19 protein-coding genes are annotated in these 18,848 nt (G+C 69.1%); 8 read left to right on the top strand and 11 right to left on the bottom strand.

Annotated elements, in window-relative coordinates; all coding sequences use genetic code 11:
* Window positions 1-289: 289 nt before the first annotated feature.
* The 4 genes from nrdF to nrdH form a co-directional block, all read right to left on the bottom strand.
* Window positions 290-1,291, bottom strand: a complete 1,002-nt coding sequence (gene nrdF / locus DEJ25_RS04575) for a class 1b ribonucleoside-diphosphate reductase subunit beta (RefSeq protein ID WP_258366318.1) — start codon at window positions 1,289-1,291, stop codon at window positions 290-292.
* Between the two features lie 96 nt (window positions 1,292-1,387).
* A complete protein-coding gene (nrdE, locus tag DEJ25_RS04570) occupies window positions 1,388-3,493 on the bottom strand; it encodes a class 1b ribonucleoside-diphosphate reductase subunit alpha (RefSeq protein WP_111043929.1) in 2,106 nt (701 codons plus the stop codon).
* A 17-nt stretch (window positions 3,494-3,510) separates the two neighbouring features.
* Window positions 3,511-3,927 carry a class Ib ribonucleoside-diphosphate reductase assembly flavoprotein NrdI gene (nrdI, locus tag DEJ25_RS04565; RefSeq protein ID WP_110904159.1) on the bottom strand — a complete coding sequence of 139 codons (417 nt, stop codon included), beginning with the start codon at window positions 3,925-3,927 and terminating at the stop codon, window positions 3,511-3,513.
* A gap of 120 nt (window positions 3,928-4,047) precedes the next feature.
* A complete protein-coding gene (nrdH, locus tag DEJ25_RS04560) occupies window positions 4,048-4,281 on the bottom strand; it encodes a glutaredoxin-like protein NrdH (RefSeq protein WP_058769310.1) in 234 nt (77 codons plus the stop codon).
* Between the two features lie 365 nt (window positions 4,282-4,646).
* Here nrdH and DEJ25_RS04555 point away from each other — a divergent pair, with 365 nt between their 5' ends.
* Both DEJ25_RS04555 and DEJ25_RS04550 read left to right on the top strand, forming a co-directional pair.
* Window positions 4,647-5,852 carry an MFS transporter gene (locus DEJ25_RS04555; RefSeq protein ID WP_110904158.1) on the top strand — a complete coding sequence of 402 codons (1,206 nt, stop codon included), beginning with the start codon at window positions 4,647-4,649 and terminating at the stop codon, window positions 5,850-5,852.
* A gap of 77 nt (window positions 5,853-5,929) precedes the next feature.
* A complete protein-coding gene (locus DEJ25_RS04550) occupies window positions 5,930-6,748 on the top strand; it encodes an aldo/keto reductase (RefSeq protein WP_111043928.1) in 819 nt (272 codons plus the stop codon).
* 122 nt (window positions 6,749-6,870) lie between these two features.
* Here the strand turns inward: DEJ25_RS04550 and DEJ25_RS04545 are convergent, their stop codons facing one another.
* Complete coding sequence (locus tag DEJ25_RS04545; RefSeq protein ID WP_111043927.1) at window positions 6,871-7,200, bottom strand: hypothetical protein; 330 nt, start codon at window positions 7,198-7,200, stop codon at window positions 6,871-6,873.
* A 111-nt stretch (window positions 7,201-7,311) separates the two neighbouring features.
* On the opposite strand from DEJ25_RS04545, the gene DEJ25_RS04540 reads away from it, so the two are divergent.
* From DEJ25_RS04540 to DEJ25_RS04530, 3 genes are all read left to right on the top strand, one after another.
* Window positions 7,312-7,893, top strand: coding sequence for a hypothetical protein (locus DEJ25_RS04540; protein WP_146240613.1), 582 nt, complete (start codon window positions 7,312-7,314; stop codon window positions 7,891-7,893).
* Complete coding sequence (locus DEJ25_RS04535; protein WP_111043925.1) at window positions 7,874-8,488, top strand: hypothetical protein; 615 nt, start codon at window positions 7,874-7,876, stop codon at window positions 8,486-8,488. The genes DEJ25_RS04540 and DEJ25_RS04535 overlap by 20 nt, the downstream gene beginning before the upstream one ends.
* 76 nt (window positions 8,489-8,564) lie before the next feature.
* Window positions 8,565-9,086 (top strand): ribonuclease H, encoded by a 522-nt coding sequence (locus tag DEJ25_RS04530; RefSeq protein WP_110904154.1) that lies wholly within the window; start codon window positions 8,565-8,567, stop codon window positions 9,084-9,086.
* A gap of 80 nt (window positions 9,087-9,166) precedes the next feature.
* Here the strand turns inward: DEJ25_RS04530 and DEJ25_RS04525 are convergent, their stop codons facing one another.
* Together DEJ25_RS04525 and DEJ25_RS04520 are read right to left on the bottom strand one after the other, a co-directional pair.
* Window positions 9,167-9,418, bottom strand: coding sequence for a DUF6458 family protein (locus tag DEJ25_RS04525; RefSeq protein ID WP_110904153.1), 252 nt, complete (start codon window positions 9,416-9,418; stop codon window positions 9,167-9,169).
* 59 nt (window positions 9,419-9,477) lie between these two features.
* Entirely contained in the window at window positions 9,478-12,033 is a 2,556-nt protein-coding gene (locus DEJ25_RS04520) for an RNA helicase (protein WP_110904152.1), read from the bottom strand.
* A 76-nt stretch (window positions 12,034-12,109) separates the two neighbouring features.
* Between DEJ25_RS04520 and DEJ25_RS04515 the strand changes: the two genes are divergently transcribed.
* Window positions 12,110-13,123: an LLM class flavin-dependent oxidoreductase gene (locus DEJ25_RS04515; protein ID WP_110904151.1), complete on the top strand. Its 1,014-nt coding sequence runs from the start codon at window positions 12,110-12,112 to the stop codon at window positions 13,121-13,123.
* Window positions 13,124-13,719: 596 nt separating this feature from the next.
* The gene (locus tag DEJ25_RS04510; protein WP_110904150.1) at window positions 13,720-14,574 is read left to right on the top strand and encodes an NAD(P)-dependent oxidoreductase; all 855 of its coding nucleotides are present in this window, start codon (window positions 13,720-13,722) and stop codon (window positions 14,572-14,574) included.
* Between the two features lie 13 nt (window positions 14,575-14,587).
* Here DEJ25_RS04510 and DEJ25_RS04505 read toward each other — a convergent pair whose 3' ends face one another.
* Both DEJ25_RS04505 and DEJ25_RS04500 read right to left on the bottom strand, forming a co-directional pair.
* Complete coding sequence (locus DEJ25_RS04505) at window positions 14,588-16,138, bottom strand: class I SAM-dependent methyltransferase (protein WP_111043924.1); 1,551 nt, start codon at window positions 16,136-16,138, stop codon at window positions 14,588-14,590.
* Window positions 16,135-16,518 (bottom strand): helix-turn-helix transcriptional regulator, encoded by a 384-nt coding sequence (locus tag DEJ25_RS04500; RefSeq protein ID WP_110904148.1) that lies wholly within the window; start codon window positions 16,516-16,518, stop codon window positions 16,135-16,137. Before DEJ25_RS04500 ends, DEJ25_RS04505 begins: the two co-directional genes overlap by 4 nt.
* 93 nt (window positions 16,519-16,611) lie before the next feature.
* On the opposite strand from DEJ25_RS04500, the gene DEJ25_RS04495 reads away from it, so the two are divergent.
* Entirely contained in the window at window positions 16,612-17,856 is a 1,245-nt protein-coding gene (locus DEJ25_RS04495) for an MFS transporter (RefSeq protein WP_111043923.1), read from the top strand.
* 30 nt (window positions 17,857-17,886) lie between these two features.
* Here DEJ25_RS04495 and DEJ25_RS04490 read toward each other — a convergent pair whose 3' ends face one another.
* Entirely contained in the window at window positions 17,887-18,363 is a 477-nt protein-coding gene (locus DEJ25_RS04490; RefSeq protein WP_258366417.1) for a TIGR02611 family protein, read from the bottom strand.
* A 122-nt stretch (window positions 18,364-18,485) separates the two neighbouring features.
* Window positions 18,486-18,821: a TraR/DksA C4-type zinc finger protein gene (locus DEJ25_RS04485; RefSeq protein ID WP_110904145.1), complete on the bottom strand. Its 336-nt coding sequence runs from the start codon at window positions 18,819-18,821 to the stop codon at window positions 18,486-18,488.
* Window positions 18,822-18,848: the final 27 nt, after the last annotated feature.

Raw genomic sequence — 18,848 nt, 5'->3', positions numbered from 1 at the left:
GTCGCAACTTTGCCTGGTTAGCGAGCTAGCGCGCCCTGAGATGCGGACTCACAACCTCTTCTCAGCGGGCGCTCAACGAAATGCTTGTTGCGCCGGCTCGATGCATATCCCCGTCTATCCTGATTCCGGGTCACTATTCGATATGGCGTACCATGATGCGTTTGTCGATCGGCTCGGAGACGACGCTCTTTGTAGGTAGAACACTGCGATACGAGGCGCCGGTCGAATCACAACGAGGAACGCCCCGCTGGCCAAAGCCAGCGGGGCGTCCCCACGAGTCGGACCAGGCTCAGAAGTCCCAGTCCTCGTCCTCAGTGCTCTCCGCCTTGCCGATGACGTACGACGACCCAGACCCCGAGAAGAAGTCGTGGTTCTCGTCCGCGTTTGGCGACAGCGCCGACAGGATCGCCGGGTTCACGTCCGTGGTCTCCTTGGGGAACATCGGCTCGTAGCCCAGGTTCATCAGCGCCTTGTTGGCGTTGTAGTGCAGGAACTTCTTGACGTCCTCGGTCAGCCCGACCTGGTCGTAGAGGTCCTGCGTGTACTGGATCTCGTTCTCGTACAGCTCGAACAGCAGGCTGAACGCGTAGTCCTTGATCTCTTGCTTGCGCTCCTCGGAAGCGCCCTCGAGGCCCTTCTGGAACTTGTACCCGATGTAGTACCCATGGACGGCTTCGTCGCGGATGATCAGGCGGATCAGGTCGGCCGTGTTGGTGAGCTTGGCGCGCGAGGACCAGTACATCGGCAGGTAGAAGCCGGAGTAGAACAGGAACGACTCGAGCAGCGTCGAGGCGACCTTGCGCTTCAGGGGGTCGTCACCGGTGTAGTAGTCGAGGACGATCTGTGCCTTCTTCTGCAGGTTCACGTTCTCGGTGGACCAGCGGAAGGCGTCGTCGATCTCGGGCGTCGATGCCAGGGTCGAGAAGATCGACGAGTAGCTCTTGGCGTGCACCGACTCCATGAACGCGATGTTCGTGTAGACGGACTCCTCGTGCGGGGTGATCGCGTCGGGGATCAGGCTGATCGCGCCGACGGTGCCCTGGATGGTGTCGAGGAGCGTCAGACCGGTGAACACGCGCATGGTGAGCTGCTGTTCCTCCGGCGTGAGGGTGTTCCACGACTGCACGTCGTTCGACAGCGGCACCTTCTCGGGCAGCCAGAAGTTGTTGACGAGGCGGTTCCAGACCTCGACGTCCTTCTCGTCCTGGATTCGGTTCCAGTTGATCGCGCTGACCGAACGGATCAGCGGGACGGCTTTGCCGGTGGCGTGGACCGGGTCGGTGAGAGTCATTGCGTTCTTCCGGAGGTGGTGGTGCAGAACAAGTACGGAACCGGAGGCGCGGGGCGGGGCCGCCCCGCGCCTCCAGTCAGGAGATCGCGGAAGCGATCAGAGCATGCAGCTGACGCAGCCCTCGACCTCGGTGCCCTCGAGTGCGAGCTGGCGCAGACGGATGTAGTAGATCGTCTTGATGCCCTTGCGCCATGCGTAGATCTGCGCCTTGTTGATGTCACGCGTGGTGGCGGTGTCCTTGAAGAACAGCGTCAGGGACAGGCCCTGGTCCACGTGCTGCGTCGCCGCGGCGTACGTGTCGATGATCTTCTCGGGGCCGATCTCGTACGCGTCCTGGTAGTAGTCCAGGTTGTCGTTCGTCATGAACGGCGCCGGGTAGTAGACGCGGCCGAGCTTGCCTTCCTTGCGGATCTCGATCTTCGACGCGATCGGGTGGATCGACGACGTCGAGTGATTGATGTACGAGATCGAACCGGTCGGCGGCACGGCCTGCAGGTTCTGGTTGTAGATGCCGTACTGCTGGATGGACGCCTTCAGCGCCTTCCAGTCGTCCTGCGTCGGGATGGTGATGTTCGCGTTGTCGAACAGCGACGCGACGCGCGGGGTCGCCGGCGTCCAGACCTGGTCGGTGTACTTGTCGAAGAACTCACCCGACGCGTACTTCGAGTCGCGGAAGCCGTCGAAGGTCTCCCCCGTCTCGATCGCGATGTTGTTCGAGGCGCGCAGGGCGTGGAACAGCACCGTGTAGAAGTAGATGTTCGTGAAGTCGATGCCCTCTTCGGAGCCGTAGTAGACGCGCTCACGAGCCAGGTAGCCGTGCAGGTTCATCTGGCCCAGGCCGATGGCGTGCGACTTGTCGTTGCCGTCCTCGACACTGCGCACCGAGGTGATGTGCGACATCTGCGAGACCGAGGTCAGACCGCGGATGGCGGTCTCGATGGTCTTGCCGAAGTCCGGCGAGTCCATCGTCAGCGCGATGTTCAGCGAGCCGAGGTTGCAGGAGATGTCCTTGCCGATCTCCTTGTAGGACAGGTCCTCGTTGAAGGTGGTCGGGGTGTTGACCTGCAGGATCTCCGAGCACAGGTTCGACATGTTGATCCGACCCTTGATCGGGTTGGCCTTGTTCACCGTGTCCTCGAACACGATGTACGGGTAGCCCGACTCGAACTGGATCTCCGCGATGGTCTGGAAGAACTCGCGCGCCTTGATCTTCGTCTTCTTGATGCGCGAGTCGTCGACCATCGCGCGGTAGTTCTCGGAGATCGGGACGTCACCGAACGGGACGCCGTAGACCTTCTCGACGTCGTACGGCGAGAACAGGTACATGTCCTCGTTGTTCTTCGCGAGCTCGAACGTGATGTCCGGCACGACGACGCCGAGGGACAGCGTCTTGATGCGGATCTTCTCGTCGGCGTTCTCGCGCTTGGTGTCGAGGAACTTCATGATGTCCGGGTGGTGGGCGCTGAGGTAGACCGCGCCGGCACCCTGACGCGCACCGAGCTGGTTCGCGTACGAGAAGGAGTCTTCCAGCAGCTTCATCACGGGGATGATGCCCGAGGACTGGTTCTCGATCTGCTTGATCGGGGCACCGGCCTCGCGGATGTTGGAGAGCAGCAGGGCCACGCCGCCGCCGCGCTTCGAGAGTTGCAGCGAGGAGTTGATCCCGCGCGAGATCGACTCCATGTTGTCCTCGATGCGGAGGAGGAAGCAGGAGACGAGTTCGCCGCGCTGGGCCTTCGCGGTGTTGAGGAACGTCGGGGTGGCGGGCTGGAAGCGGCCGGCGATGATCTCCTCGACGAGGTCGATCGCGAGCTGCTCGTTGCCCTGCGCCAGGCCGAGCGCGGTCATCACGACGCGGTCCTCGAAGCGCTCGAGGTAGCGCTTGCCGTCGAACGTCTTGAGCGTGTAGCTCGTGTAGTACTTGAACGCACCGAGGAACGTCTGGAACCGGAACTTCTTCGAGTACGCCAGGTCGTTGAGCCGCTGGATGAAGTCCATCGAGTACAGGTCGATCGTCGCCTGCTCGTAGTACTCGTTCTCGACCAGGTAGTCCAGCCGCTCCTTCAGGTTGTGGAAGAAGACGGTGTTCTGGTTGACGTGCTGCAGGAAGAACTGCTTGGCCGCCTCACGATCCTTGTCGAACTGGATGTTCCCGTCCGCGTCGTAGAGGTTGAGCATCGCGTTGAGGGAGTGGTAGTCCATCCCCGTCTGCGGAGACGTCAGATCGACGTCTGCAACTGCTGCGTCCAAAATGCTTCCAATCCTGAGTTGACCGCCACCACGTCGTCGGGGGTCCCGAAGACTTCGAAGCGGTAGAGAACGGGGACTCCGCACTTGCGCGCGACGATGTCCCCGGCGAGACCGAACGCCTCGCCGAAGTTGGTGTTCCCGCCGACGATGACGCCCCGGATCAGTGCCCGGTTGTGTTCGTCGTTGAGGAACTTGATGACCTGCTTGGGGACCGCTCCGTGTCCGTTGCCGCCACCGTAGGTGGGGAGGACCAGGACGTACGGGCCGTCCGCCCGCAGGGGCGGCTCACTCGCGTGCAGCGGGATCCGGTCGGCGTCCTGGCCGAGCTTCTCCACGAACCGGGCGGTGTTGCCCGAGACACTCGAGAAGTAGACGAGGCGGCTCATGGTGCGCTCCCTGACGAAGGTGCGGACTGCGGACCGGAGGGTGTGGTGGGGGGGGGTGGGACGAGCCTCCTGGCCGTCCACCCGCCACCGGGCGTCGCGGGCCGAGTGGCCCGCGAGGCGTCAGGCCAGTTCGGCGCTGAGGGTGGCGATCTTGTCGGGGCGGAAGCCCGACCAGTGGTCGTCGTCGGTCACGACGACGGGGGCCTGCATGTAGCCGAGGCTCTTGACGTGCTCGAGTGCGGCTTCGTCCGTGGAGACGTCGTGCACCTCGTACTGGATGCCCTTGTTGTCGAGGGCGCGGTACGTCGCAGTGCACTGGACGCAGGACGGCTTGGTGTACACGGTGACGGCCATGATCTCCCCTGGTTCTGGGCCCGGTTGGAGGCCCGTCGTTCTGGTGCTGTGTTGTCGATGACGCTACTACATGTAGTGCCCGATGGGCGGGTGGACCACTAGAGGAAGTGTTACACCCCTGTAGTTTCCACAACGTCATCCACAGTCTGTGGATTCCCGTGAGGCCCGGTTTTCCGCCACTCTGCCACCGCCCACCGACACTTCCCACACCCTGTTGGGGGGCCTTCTCCACGGGTGTGGAAACCTCCCGCTCGGCGTGTCTGAGAGCGCTGCGCGGACACCGCCCCGAGCGCCGTCCCCCGCACGGGTGGCACGGTTCTCCACAGCCGCCGCAACGCGGTCCGTCCAGTCCGTACACTCGTCTCGTGAGCGCGTACGGGTCCCTGCTGAAGACGCCCGGGGTCGGCAGAGTCATCGCCGCGCAACTCACCGCGCGGTTCCCGTTCGGCATGCTGTCGCTGGCGTACCTGCTGCACGTCGAGCACATCTTCGACTCGTACGGCGCAGCAGGACTCGTCCTGGCGACCACGAGCATCGGCCAGGCCCTCGCCGGTCCGCTCACCAGCCGCTGGATGGGCCGCTGGGGCATGCGCCCCGTCCTCATCCTGACGAGCGTCGTGGCGCTGGTGACGATGGGCGTCATCGCCTTCTTCGTGATGCCGCTCTGGGCCTACGTCGTGATCGGCTTCGTCGGCGGTCTGGCGGTCCCGCCGGTGCAGCCCGCCGTCCGCACCATCTACCCGAAGATGGTCACGTCCTCGCAGCTCACCCCGCTCTTCTCCCTCGACGCCAGCGCCCAGGAGCTCATCTGGGTCGCCGGCCCGGTCATCACCACGTTCGTCGCGACGCAGATCGGCACGGTCCAGGCGATCGTCGTCGCGATGGTGTTCCTGCTCATCGGTGGCGCCTGGTTCATCGCCTCGCCCGAGCTCGGCCGGGTCCGCATCCCCCGCTCGAAGCGCGCGTTCGGGGTCGTCATGAAGCGGCCGTCGGTCGTGGTCGCCACCGTCACGGGCCTGCTGCTCATCGGCGCGTGTGCCGCGGTGGAGGCCAGCGTCACCAGCGTCTTCGGCGAGGGCAGCCCGAACGCCGGCATCGTCCTCGCCGTGTTCGCGGTCGGGTCGCTCGTCGGCGGTCTCGCGCTGGGGCACCTCCCGATCTCGCCGAACGCCCTCTGGTTGCGCATGACGATCGTCTTCGTCGGACTCGTGCTCGCGGTCGGCAACCCGACCTTCTGGTGGCTCTGCATCTCGCTGGTCATCGCCGGTGCCGGCATCGCCCCGGCGCTGACGGTGATGTTCGGCTCGGTCTCCGCAACCGTCAAGTTCTCCGACACGGCCGAGGCCTACGGCTGGATGGGCACCGGCCAGCTCATCGGTGCCGCTGGCGGCTCCGCGGTCGCGGGCTTCCTGATCGACAGCAACGGCCCGAGCGGCGGGCTGATGGTCGGAGCCGTGATGGCGGCGGCCGGTGTCGTCTTCCCCCTGGTCGTGCGCCGGTGGTTGCCCGACCTGCGTGGTCGTGACGCCAGCCCGCTGCCCGACACCGAGCCGGTCCACCTCCCCACCTGATCCGTCGGTCCGGGAGTTCTCCACAGGACGTCCTGGAGGCGCGGCTCGCCCCCCGTCACGGCGGGCAGGATGGGTGCATGGTCACCTCCACCCCCCTCCGCGACGGCCGGAGCATCCGCACCATCGGCTTCGGCGTCTACAAGGTCGACGACTCCGAAGCGGCGACGGCCGTCGGTCTCGCACTGGACGCCGGGTACCGGCACGTCGACACGGCCGAGATGTACGGCAACGAGCGTGGCGTCGGGCAGGCGATCCGGGCCTCCCGGCTGGAGCGCGATGACGTGTTCGTGACCACGAAGGTGTGGAACGAGCACCAGGGGCGTGACGGCACGCTGCGGGCGTTCGACGCCAGTCTCGAGCGGTTGGGGCTCGACGCGGTCGACCTGTACCTGATCCACTGGCCGGCGGCCGCGAACGACCGCTACGTCGAGACCTGGCGCACCCTCGTCGAACTCCGCGAGTCCGGGCGGGCGCGCAGTGTCGGCGTCTCGAACTTCCAGGTGCCGCACCTCGAGCGGATCATCGACGAGACCGGCGAGGTCCCCGCCGTCAACCAGGTCGAACGGCACCCGTGGTTGCCGCAGCGCGAACTGATGGCGTTCCACGAGCAGCACGGCATCGTCACGGCCGCGTGGTCCCCGCTCGGCCGCGGGCGACTGATCGAGGACCCGGTCCTGGTCGGCATCGCCGCCGCGCACGACGTCAGCGTCGCCCAGGTGCTGGTCCGGTGGAACGTGCAGCAGGGGGTCGTCGTCCTGCCGAAGTCCGTGACGCCGTCGCGGATCCGCTCGAACCTCGACGTCGACGGCTTCGTCCTGACGGACGACGAACTCTCCGCGATCGCCGGCCTCGAGTCCGGTCAGCGCACGGGCTCGCACCCCGACGCCGTCGCCTGAGCGGGCCGGCAACCGCGCCCGCCTGCCGCGTCCGCCGCGGAACACCGGTGTTCGTCAGTCGCGCCGCGGAATCCCGCGGCGTCACCGGCGAACACCGGTGTTCCGCGTGGGCCTCGAGCCGCTCAGCCCTGGCGGTCCTCCTCAGACTGCCACGGCAGGTGCAGATCGCCCGGCTCCGGTTCGACGTCGCCGGCGTCGTCCGCGCCGCCGGTCCCCGGGGCTGCGACGATGCGCGAGGGGTCGATGCCGTCCTCGCGCAGGTCGTCGTCGTCACGCTGCTTCGTCTGTGACGCGTCCATCTCCCGCTCGCTCGAGGGGCTGTACGACGTGTCGGCGGCGCGCTGTTCACGCCCGCTCACCCCGTCGACGTCGTCGCTGTGCGCTGCCGAGGTCAGGGCGTCGGAGCGGTCCCGGTCGTCAGAGTGCTCGGGGCCTGCGATGTCGTTGCTCATGCTGTTTCCTCCCGTTTCCCCGAACGCTAGGCGGCGGACGGCGTCGAGCTCCCAGGCCGTCCATCCGATCGGGGCACAACCGGCTCCCGCACGCACCAGTACGGTCGAAGCGTGATGGATCCTCGCGCCCTGGCCACCGACGAGCTCCGACCCGGGGAGCGCCTGCTGTGGGTCGGGCAGAGCGATCCCGCGCGGCTGTTCACCGGACGCGACGGCTTCCTCGTGCCTTTCAGCATCCTGTGGGGCGGCTTCGCGATCTTCTGGGAGGTCGGCGTCCTCACCACCGGAGCACCGTGGTTCTTCGCCCTCTTCGGTAGCGTCTTCGTCCTCATCGGGCTGCACCTGATCGTCGGCCGGTTCTTCGTGAAGCGCCACCGGAAGCGCACGGAGGCTTTCGCCGTGACCGACCGGCGAGCGTTCATCACGAACGGGCGCAGCAGCCGTGAGACCGATGTCAGCCGGACGGACCGGGACATCAACTGGACCCGCGGTCGAACCCATTGCTCAGTCGAGTGGGGTGGCAGCTCCGGGCGAGGAGTGTTCGGCGGCGGCGGGTTCGGCGCCCCCAACCTCCAGCACCTCTACGCCAACACGGGCCTCGACGGGTTCTTCGGTCCTCGTCCGATGGCGTTCTACGACGTCTCGGACGGCAAGGCCCTGGTCCAGGCACTCGATGACGCAGCCCGACGCTGACGGCTCCTGCCCCACCGGGTCGGCGAGCCCCGAGCAACGGGCCCTCGTCGACGGACAACTCCGCCCGGGTGAGCATCTCCTCTGGGTCGGCCACAGTGACCTGCAGCGGATCTTCGTCGACGCTGACCGGTACCTGATCCCCTTCAGCGCTTTCTTCCTCGTCATCGTGACGAGCTTCCTCGTGGCGGCCGCCCGCTCGCACGCGAACCCGGCGGTCCTCGTCCTGCTGTCCGCCCTCGTCCTGGTCGGCCTGCACATGGGCGCCGGCCGGTTCCTCGTCAAGCGCCACCGCAAGCGCACCGACGTCTACGCCGTGACGACGGAGCGGGCACTCGTCACGAACGGCCGGCGGACCCGCGAGACCGACGCCCACCGCCCCGACTGGTACGTGGACCGGACGGCGGAGCACGTCACCGTGCAGTGGGACGACGTCAGCGACCTCGACACGCTCTTCTGGGGTGGCAGCGCTGCTGCCCAGCAGTACGCGAACACGGGCCTCGACGGCCTGCCCGGGGCGCGGGAGAACTTCGCCATGTACGACGTCACGGACGGCGACGGACTCGTCGCGGCGCTCCGCCACACCTCCGGTCGCTGACCCGGCCGGGAGGCACGGCTCACCCCGCAGGTCCGTTACGCTCGTCGGGCACTCGCCACCACCAGGAGGTCCCACCGTGACGATCGTCGCCGCCGCTGACGGCTCAGCCCTCGGCAACCCCGGCCCTGCCGGCTGGGCCTGGTACGTGGACGACGACCGCTGGGCTGCCGGAGGCTGGCCCCGCGGCACCAACAACCAGGGCGAGCTGACCGCCGTCCTGCAACTCCTCAAGGCCACGAAGGACACCGGCGAACCGCTGCACATCCTCTGCGACAGTCAGTACGCGATCAAGGCCTGCACCGAGTGGCTCGCCGGCTGGAAGCGCAAGGGCTGGCGGAAGGCCGACGGCAAGCCGGTGCTCAACGTGGAGATCATCCAGGAGCTCGACGCCGAGCTGCAGGGCCGCAAGGTGACGTTCGAGTGGGTCCGTGGGCACATGGGCCACGAGATGAACGAGGCAGCCGACGTCCGTGCCCGCGGTGCGGCGACGGCGTACCAGAACCGCACCGAGGTCCCGACCGGACCGGGCTGGCCGGGCGTCGACGTCTCGGAGCCGGCACCGATCCCCGAGGTCGCTCCCCCCGCGACGCTCTTCTAGACCGCAGGACCGACAGCCACACGACAGACAGCGGAGGGCGGGACCGTTCGGTCCCGCCCTCGCTGTCGGTCGTACTGGATTCAGTAGGTGCCGTCGCGGCGGTCCTGCCGGGTGATCTGCTCGCCGGAGGCCGGGTCGACCCCGGACCGCGTGGTGGTGGTCGTCCGACGTCCGCCGAAGCCGACCGCCAGGCTGATGATGAGCAGGATGACGCCGGCGGCCATCAGGATGTAGCCGATGAGGCGCAGGTCGATGCCGGCGATCTGGTAGTCGACCGCGAACGCGACGATGGCGCCGATCACGATCAAGGCGATGCTGGAGCCGATTCGCATGGGGTTCCTTCCGTGGGCTGCGGCTGACCGTACCCGGTGGGCAGCCCGCGTGTTCTGGCTCAGTCGACGTCGACCTCGGCCCACCCGTCGAAGCGTCCGATCTCGGTGACGCGGACCACGGCCTCGCCGGCGTCGTCGGAGGCGTCGAGGTCGATGGTCGCCGAGAAGCCGAAGTCCTTGTCGCCCGCCGGGTCGGCGAAGATCTGCCGCGCACGCCAGGAGCGCCCCTGTTCGGAGAGCACGAGGTACTGCATGGACCGGGCTTCCGCGTCGATGCCGATCGTGTCGTGCTCGTCGTAGTACTCCTCGAGCACGTTGTCCCACGCGTGCTGGTCGAACCCGGCGGTGGCGTCGAGTTCGCCGAGTCCTTCGATGTCGTCCCGGGCGGCCAGCAGCACCCGCTGGAAGAGGGCGTTGCGCACGAGGACCCGGAAGGCCCGGACGTTGCCGGTCAGGCGGGCGGGCTGCGGCGGCGCGATCTCCTCGTGCTCCGCTTCGGCGAGCGCGATGTCCCCGTTCATCAGCGCTTCCCACTCGTCGACGAGCGAGGAGTCGACCTGGCGGACGAGCTCGCCGAGCCACTCGATGATGTCGTCGAGCTCCTGGGTGCGGTGTTCGTCCGCGATGGTCTGCCGCATGGTGCGGTAGGCGTCGGACAGGTACCGCAGCACCAGGCCCTCGGAGCGGGTGAGCTGGTAGAAGCGGACGTAGTCCCCGAAGGTCATCGCCCGCTCGTACATGTCCCGGACGACGGACTTCGGGGAGAGCGAGAAGTCGAGCACCCAGGGCTGTTCGTCGGCGTAGCTCTCGTACGCGGCGGTCAGCAGTTCGTCGAGCGGTTTCGGCCAGGTGACCTCTTCGAGGAGCTCCATCCGCTCGTCGTACTCGATTCCCTCCTGTTTCATCCGGGCGACCGCCTCGCCGCGTTCCTTGAACTGCTGCTGCGACAGGATCGCGCGCGGGTCGTCGAGGGTCGCTTCGACGATGGACACCATGTCGAGGGCGAAGGTCGGCGACTCCGGGTCGAGCAGTTCGAACGCGGCGAGCGCGAAGGGTGACAGTGGCTGGTTGAGCGCGAAGTTCGCCTGCAGGTCGACGGTCAGTCGGTAGGTGCCGTCGACCTTCTCGATGACACGGGCGTTGATCAGCGTCCGCGCGATCGTGAGCGCCCGACGGGCCATCGCGAGCTGACGGGCACGCGGTTCGTGGTTGTCGTAGACGAGGGAGCGGACGTCCTCGAACGCGTCCCCGCCGCGGGCGACGACGGACAGCACCATGGCGTGCGTGATCCGCATCCGGGACACCATCGGCTCGGGCTCGGCGGCGATCAGGCGTTCGAACGACGCCTGACCCCAGGACACGAAGCCCTCGGGTGCCTTCTTCCGCTTGATCTTGTTCTTCTTCTTCGGGTCGTCACCGGCCTTGGCGACCGCGCGGGCGTTCTCGATGTCGTGCTCGGGTGCCTCTGCGACGACGTCGCCCTCGGTGTCGTACCCGGCACGTCCGGCACGACCGGCGATCTGGTGGAACTCGCGGGCGGAGAGCTGGCGCATCTTGGTGCCGTCGAACTTCGTCAGACCGGTGAACAGGACGGCGCGGATCGGCACGTTGATGCCGACGCCGAGGGTGTCGGTGCCGCAGATGACGGGCAGCAGGCCACGCTGGGCGAGCTGTTCGACCAGGCGCCGGTACTTCGGCAGCATGCCGGCGTGGTGCACGCCGATGCCCGCCCGGATCAGGCGTGACAGGGTCTGCCCGAACCCGGCGCTGAAGCGGAAGCCGGCGATGGCCTCGGCGATCTGGTCTCGGCGTTCCCGTGACGCGACCTTCGCCGACATGAGTGCCTGCGCCCGCTCGAGTGCCGCGGCCTGGGCGAAGTGCACGATGTAGACGGGTGCCTTGCCCTCGTCGAGCAGCCGTTCGACGGTCTCCTGCACGGGGGTCATCACGTACTCGTACTCGAGCGGCACGGGGCGCGAGACACCGGTGACCCGTGCGGTCGACCGACCGGTACGCCGGGAGAGGTCGTCCGCGATCGTGGTGACGTCGCCGAGGGTGGCGGACATCAGCAGGAACTGCGCCTTCTCGAGCACGAGCAGCGGCACCTGCCACGCCCACCCCCGGTCGGCGTCGCCGTAGAAGTGGAACTCGTCCATGACCACGACGTCGACGTCTGCGTCGGGACCCTGGCGGAGCGCGAGGTTCGCGAGGATCTCGGCGGTGCAGCAGACGATCGGGGCGTCGGCGTTGACGGCGGAGTCGCCCGTGACCATGCCGACGTTCTGGGCGCCGAACAGGTCGACGAGCTGGAAGAACTTCTCGGACACGAGGGCCTTGATCGGCGCGGTGTAGTAGCTGCGCTTGCCCTCCGCGAGCGCGGCGAAGTGCGCACCGGCGGCGACGAGGGACTTGCCGGTGCCGGTCGGGGTGCTCAGGACGACGTTGGCACCGGAGACGAGTTCGATGAGGGCTTCGTCCTGCGCCGGGTAGAGCGGACGTCCGCCGGAGGCCGCCCACTCGGCGAAGGCGAGGTAGACGGCGTCCGGATCGACGACACCGCCCTCGGCCGCCGGCAGTGCGGCGACGAGCGGAGGGGCGGTGGTGACGTCGGTCATGTGCCCATCCTCCCAGCCCCACGCCTGACACGGCCCGCACCTCCCGCATATCCATGCGCTCGCATAGACTCGCCGTGTGCGTGAACTCGGATTCCTCTCCTTCGTCCCGAACCACGGCGGTGCTCCCGGTGCCGCGAGCGCCCTGGAGGACGGACTGCAGCTCTTCCAGACCGCCGAAGCCCTGGGCTACGGCACCGGCTGGGTCCGCGGCCGGCACTTCGAGCCCTTCCTCACCAGCCCGATGACGTTCTTCGCCGCCGCAGCCCAGCGGACCAGCACGATCGGCTTCGGCACCGCAGTGCTCGGCATGCGCTACGAGGACCCGGTGCGCCTGGCCGAGGACGCCAGCACCGTCGACCTGCTCAGCGGTGGCCGGGTGCAGCTCGGCATCAGCACGGGCATCGCCGGCTACGGCCCGATCCTGGACCCGGTGTTCGGCAGCTCCGAGCGGTCCTTCCGCGACGAAGCCGAGGCACGCGCGGCTCGGCTGCTCGAGGTCCTGCACGGCGACGCCCTCGGCTCGGCCGGCACGGGCTACGAGAGCATCCCCGCCGACGCCGAACTGACCCTGCAACCGCAGAGCCCCGGCCTGCTCGACCGCGTCTGGTGGGGCGGCGGCAGCATGGGCACCGCGGTCCGCACGGCCGAGAAGGGCCTGCTGCTGCACTGCTCGACGCTGAACACCGAGGACACCGGCGCGCCGTTCGCCGAAGCGCAGGCCGACCAGATCGCCGCGTACCGCTCCCGGTTCGCCGAACTGCACCCGCACCGACAGTCGAAGGTCGCCGTCGGCCGGATCATCGTCCCGCTGCTCGATGACCACGACCGCGACGTCCACCGGGAGTTCCTCACCGGGTACGCGTCCGGCATGGACGACGAGGGTCGACCGCTGTCGGGTCCGCCGTTCCGCTTCAGCAGGGTCCTGTCCGGTGAGCCGGCAGCCATCGTCGACGCCCTGCGCGCCGACCCGGCCGTGGCGGCGACCGACGAGCTGGTCGTGACCCTGCCCGCCAACGGTGACAGCGCCTCCCACGAGCGGATCCTGCGCATCGTCGCGGAGGAGATCGCACCGGCGGTCCGCGCCGTCTGACCACCCACGAGCGGCACCGGCACCCTGCGCCCGGCCCCGGCCCCGGCCTTCCGGCACCCGGGGCGCCGTCCGGCCTCAGCGTCCAGCGGGGCCCACGGGCCGGTGAGTTCCGTGGGCTGCACCGCCGGACGACCATCGACGTTCCTGATCCGAACCCGATGGTGCACTCATCGTTCCACCTGTGCACCCTTTTGTCACACGTGACGAAAACCGGTCCGCACGAGCGCCCTGTCCGCGCGGGAACGAGGATGCGCCCCCGCAACGAGTGCGGGGGCGCATCAGGACGCATCAGGACCACCGGGGCGTCATCGGCCGGATCAGGAGGCCGCGACACTCGCTCGGCAGTCCTTGTTCGATGCGTGCGCCGACGGTAACCAGCCGACTGGCGCATCACCGATCGTACCGATGCGAGCGGGCACAGTGCGGAAAGTGGACGGGACCGCAGCCCCCTGGCGCGCTCCAGTCCGAGGGCCACGCACGTCGCCGCCCCACCTCCGGCCCGGCCGGTACCGCCCGTACCTGGCTGCGTCCACCACCGGCAGGGCAGGATGGGCGTGACCCGACCCGGGGTCTCGACGACGAGGTGGAGTGACGCGATGACGCGTGTAGTGGTGACCGGTGGCAGCGGCAAGCTCGGACGGGCGGTCGTCCGTGACCTGGACGAGCACGGGTACGACGTGGTGCTCCTCGACCGGGTGGCCTCCCCGGACAAGCCCGAGCGGGTGCAGTTCGTGCGGACGGACCTCACCGACTACGGGCAGGTGCTCAACACGTTCCTCGGAGTCGACGACCGCTACGACTCCGTGGACGCTGTCGTGCACCTCGCCGCCGTCCCCGCACCGGGCCAGGTGCCGGACGTCGCACTCATCACGAACAACGTGACCGCGTCGATCAACGTGTTCCACGCTGCCCGCGCGGCCCGCATCCGGAACGTCGTGTGGGCCTCCAGTGAGACGCTGCTGGGGATCCCGATGGGCGAGCACCACCCGCCCTACCTGCCCGTCGACGAGGAGTTCGCGGTCCGCCCGCAGTCGTCGTACTCGCTCGGGAAGGCCGTCGAGGAGGAGATGGCCCGCCACTTCACCCGCTGGGACCCGCAGCTGAAGATGATCGGGCTGCGCTTCTCGAACGTGATGGACGAGACCGACTACCCGGCGTTCCCGTGGGACGCCACCCCGGAGGCGAAGACCTTCAACCTGTGGTCCTACATCGACTCGCGCGACGGTGCCCAGGCGGTCCGCAAGGCCGTGGAGAGTGAGCTGACCGGGTTCGAGGCGTTCATCATCGCCAGCCCGGACACCGTGATGGACACCCCGACGCTGGAGCTCGTCGAGCAGTTCCTGCCGGACGTCGAGCGCCGGGCCGAGATCGACGGCGTCAGTTCGCTCCTGTCGTCCGAGAAGGCCCGCGAGCTCCTCGGCTACGCGCCCGAGCACACCTGGCGCCCCTGACCCCTCCGCGGATCTAGGCGGCGAGCAGCAGGCCGTCGAGGACCAGGTCGCGCAGGCGCGGCAGCAGGTCCGCGGTCAACGCCTGGTCGTCGACACCCGTCAACTGGGCGATCGCGCCGATGATCTGGCCGACCGTCAGCTCACCGTCGGCCGCACCGACGAACGCGGCGAGCGCGGTGTCGGCGTCGACCCGTCGGCCGAACCCGCCGCCCTGCACGAGCGTCATCACGGTGGGGTCGTCGTTGCCCGGCCAGTAGTGCCGTTCCTCGGTGACGTCGCCGGCGACGCGGAGGTGCGCGGCGGCGAACTCGTCGTCGTCACGCTCAGCGAGCCAGGAGACGGCGTCCAGGACGCGGGCGATCGTCGCGCCGAGGCCGACGGGGTTGGAGCCGAGCACCTGCGGGAGGCGCTCGAAGCGGCGGAGGTCGGGCGAGCCTCCGGACCGGACGACGACGTAGCCGAAGCCGACCCCGGTGACGTGGCGGTCACGGAAGTCGTCCAGCCACGCGTCGACCAGGTCGTCGAAGACGGGGGTGCCCGGCTTCGTGCCCCCGTCGCGGATCCAGGTCTCGGCGTAGGCGGGCGGGTCCTCGCGCTCCCGTTCGACCACCCACACGTCGAGGTCGGTGTCGGCGAACCAGGAGCGGACGCGCTCCAGTCCGTCGTTCCCCCACCGGTGCTCCCAGTTGCCGAGCAGCTGTGCGGTGCCGCCCGGCTCGAGGTGCTCGGCCAGCCCGCGGAGGACGGTCTCGACGAGGGCGTCGCCGACCATGCCGCCGTCCCGGTACTCGTAGGCGGGGACGCCCTCACGGCGGGGCGTGATGACGAACGGCGGGTTCGAGACGATGCGGTCGAACCGCTCCCCCGCGACCGGTTCGAACAGTGAGCCGAGACGGAAGTCGATGCCGTCGACGCCGTTGAGCTGCGCGTTGAACCGGGCGATGTCGAGCGCCCGTCGCGAGATGTCGGTGGCGACGACCCGGTCGGCGAAGCGTCGGGCGTGCATGGCCTGGATGCCGCACCCGGTGCCGAGGTCGAGCACCCCCCGCACCGGCACGGGCAGCTGCAGGCCGCTCAACGTGGTGGTGGCCCCGCCGACGCCGAGGACGTGCTCCTCGCTGATGGCGTGTCCGAGGGCGAGTTCGCCGAGGTCGGAGACGATCCACCAGCTGCCGGCACCCAGGTCATCGACGAACGCGTACGGGCGGAGGTCGACGGCCGCAGCGACGGCGTCCCCGTCGACGCGCAGGACCCCGGCCGCGGCCAAGGAGTCCACGCCGGCGGTCGGGAACGCGGCCGAGGCATCGGCCCGCGCCACCGGCAGGCCGAGCACGAAGAGCGTGGCGATGGTGGACAGCGGTGTCGTCGGGCGCGCGGCGAGGGCCCGACGGGCGGCGACGCGCACCCCGCGGTGCAGGGCGGCGGCCGCCTCGGTCCCCCAGAGCGCGTCGACCCCCTCGACGGAGTAGCCGGCGGTGGTCAGGTCCGCGGCGAGCGCCGAGGTGACGGCGGGCTCGGCGACGACGTCGGGCAGCGTGTCCGCGGCTGTGCGCTCCCCGCTCATGCCAGGGCCTCGGCGCGGACCAGGCCGGCGGGTACCCGCCAGTCGAGGACCAGGTCGAGCAGGCCCGGGAACCGCTGCTGGACCTCGTCCGTCCGGACGCGGCTGACCCGGGTCAGTCCCTCGAGGTGCTGCTCGAGCAGACCGGCTTCACGGAGCACCCGGAAGTGGTGCGTCAGCGTGGACTTCGGCCGGTCGATGCCGACCCACCCGCAGGAGCGCTCCTCGCCCGCGCCGTCGACCAGGTAGCGGTGCAGGATCGCCAGCCGGATCGGGTCGGACAGGGCGTCCAGGACCGTCGGGAGGTCCATCTCGCCGACCGTGGGCTGCGGCAGCGGGCTGTGCTGCGGGAGCAGTTCGGCTTCGTCGGTGCGCTCGGGCATGCACGGACGGTACCACTCCGTGCCGGCTAGTACGAGTTGCGTCGTACAGGGCGGGTGCGGTACGAATGCAGTCGTACAACGAAAGGGACGGCCATGCAGTCACCACGTTCCGTCGCAGGGTTCTGGATCCTCGCGACGATGCTCCTCGTCTCGGTCGCCTCGTCGGCCGTGCCGTCCCCGATCTACCCGGTCTACGCGGCCGAGTGGCACCTCACCCCGTTGATGCTCACCGCCGTGTTCGCGATCTACGTCGCCGGACTGCTGCTGAGCCTGCTCATCGCCGGACGACTGTCGGACCACACCGGCCGGAAGCCCGTCCTGATCGTCGGCGGCCTCGGCGTCGCCGTCTCGCTGGGACTCTTCGCCGTCGCCGACGGACTCGGCGCGCTCATCGTCGACCGCATCGTGCAGGGCGTCTCCGTGGGGCTGCTCATCGGCGCGCTCGGCGCGGCGCTCATCGACAACTCGCTCGAACGGCACCCCTCGCTCGCCGGCGTCCTCAACGGGGTCATCCCGCCGATCGCCCTCGCCACCGGCGCCCTGTCGAGCGGCGCCCTCGTCGAGTGGGGTCCCGCGCCGGAGCAGCTCGTCTACGTGCTGTTCGGGTCGCTCCTCGTGCTGCTCGTCGTCGCCCTCGCCGTCGTCCCCGAGCAGGTCGTCCGTCGACCCGGGGCCCTGCGGTCGCTCCGTCCCACGGTGTCCGTTCCACGGGCCTCCCGTCGGCTGTTCCGGAGCGTCGCCGGATCGCTCGTGTCCAGCTGGGCGCTCGGCGGACTGTTCCTGTCCCTCGTCCCGTCCGCGCTCCGCGTGGTCTTCGGCATCCACAACCACTTCGCCGCGGGCGCCCTCATCGCCGTCGTCACCGGCGTCGGTGCACTGACGGGACTGGTGATCCAGCGGATGGACACGCGGAAGGCGGTCCTGATCGGCCTCGTCGCCCTCGTGCTGGGACCGGTCGTCACCGTCACGTTCGTGTTCATGCCGTCGCTGCCTGGCCTCGTCGTGGGCAGTGCGATCGCCGGTGTCGGCTTCGGCGCGGGCTTCCAGGCACCGCTCCGGATGCTGCTCGCCACCGCCGCCCCCACCCACCGCGCAGGACTGCTGTCGACGATCTACGTGGTCAGCTACCTGGCCTTCGGCGTTCCGAGCGTCATCGGCGGGTTCCTCGAGCCGTCGCTCGGCCTCGTGCCGGTGCTCGCCGGGTACGGCGCGTTCATCGTCCTGGCAGCGGTCGTCGCCCTCGTGCTCCAGCTGACGTCGAAGGACGCCGCCCGGGTCGAGGAAGCCGCTGCGGAAGCGGTGGAGCGGACGGCGACGGGTTCGGTCCGCACGGTCTGAGACCGCCCGTGCCGGGAGCCGTCCGGTTGTCTAGAGCCCCGGCCGTGCGGTGCGGCCGCGCGGCCGCACCCCGACGTTCCGGTGTGCTTCGGCGTGCGCGGCGTCGACGTCCGCCTTGCCCCGGTCCGCCGCGTCACGCATCCGCTTCGACGGCGCGTGGCGCTTCGCCCAGTCCCAGAACCGGTGCAGCTTCGCACGGAGCCACGTGATGATCCGGTGGAAGAAGTGGAACTCGCTCGCCAGCACGGTCAGGCCGACGAAGACCACGAGCCATCCCGGACCCGGCAGCGGCACCAGGATCAGGCCGATGACGACGATGAGACCACCGACGATCCCGACCAGGACCTTGTAGAAGAGGTGCACGTGCGGGCGGGCGTGGATCCAGGTGCGCATGTCCCGGAACCACTGGAAGCGCTGGCGTCCGCCGTCACCCGGGTCCGTGGACGATGTCGCCGCGGACGCGTCGGGAACGCCACTCCGGGGAGGCTCAGTCGGGTCGCCGTGCATGTCGGAACGCTAGGGCGCGCGCCTGGGAAACCGCGGCGGAACCGGTCGGTGCGCGGTGTGGACGGCGCATCGCGTCACGTGCTCCTGCGAACCCCGCGCCTCCGGTCCGGACGGGAGGCCCGTCACGCGTGCACGACGCACGTCGCCGCCCACGGGACGGCGGCCAGGCGCGCCTCCGGGATCGGTTCCCCGCCCACGGCGCAGCGGCCGTAGGTCCCGGCGTCGAGGCGTCCGAGGGCTGCGTCCACCTGCTCGACGCGCCGGCGGGCGTCGTCCCGCACCGCGCCGAGGGACCCGCGCTCCCAGGCGAGGGTCGAACCCTCCGGGTCGTGTTCGTCGTCCGTGTTCGCGCCGTCCCGGGCGTCACTGACGTCCTGCATGCTCAGCTCGACGTCGACCAGCAGCTTGCTCGCGCGAGCCCGTTCAGCCTGCAGGGCGGTCCGCGGCTCGAAGTCCATGTCGCCGACGGTAGTCCGCGGAATGGA

Source organism: Curtobacterium sp. MCPF17_011 (assembly GCF_003234145.1).
Lineage (GTDB): Bacteria > Actinomycetota > Actinomycetes > Actinomycetales > Microbacteriaceae > Curtobacterium.
This window is presented reverse-complemented; position numbering and strand designations above follow the sequence as displayed.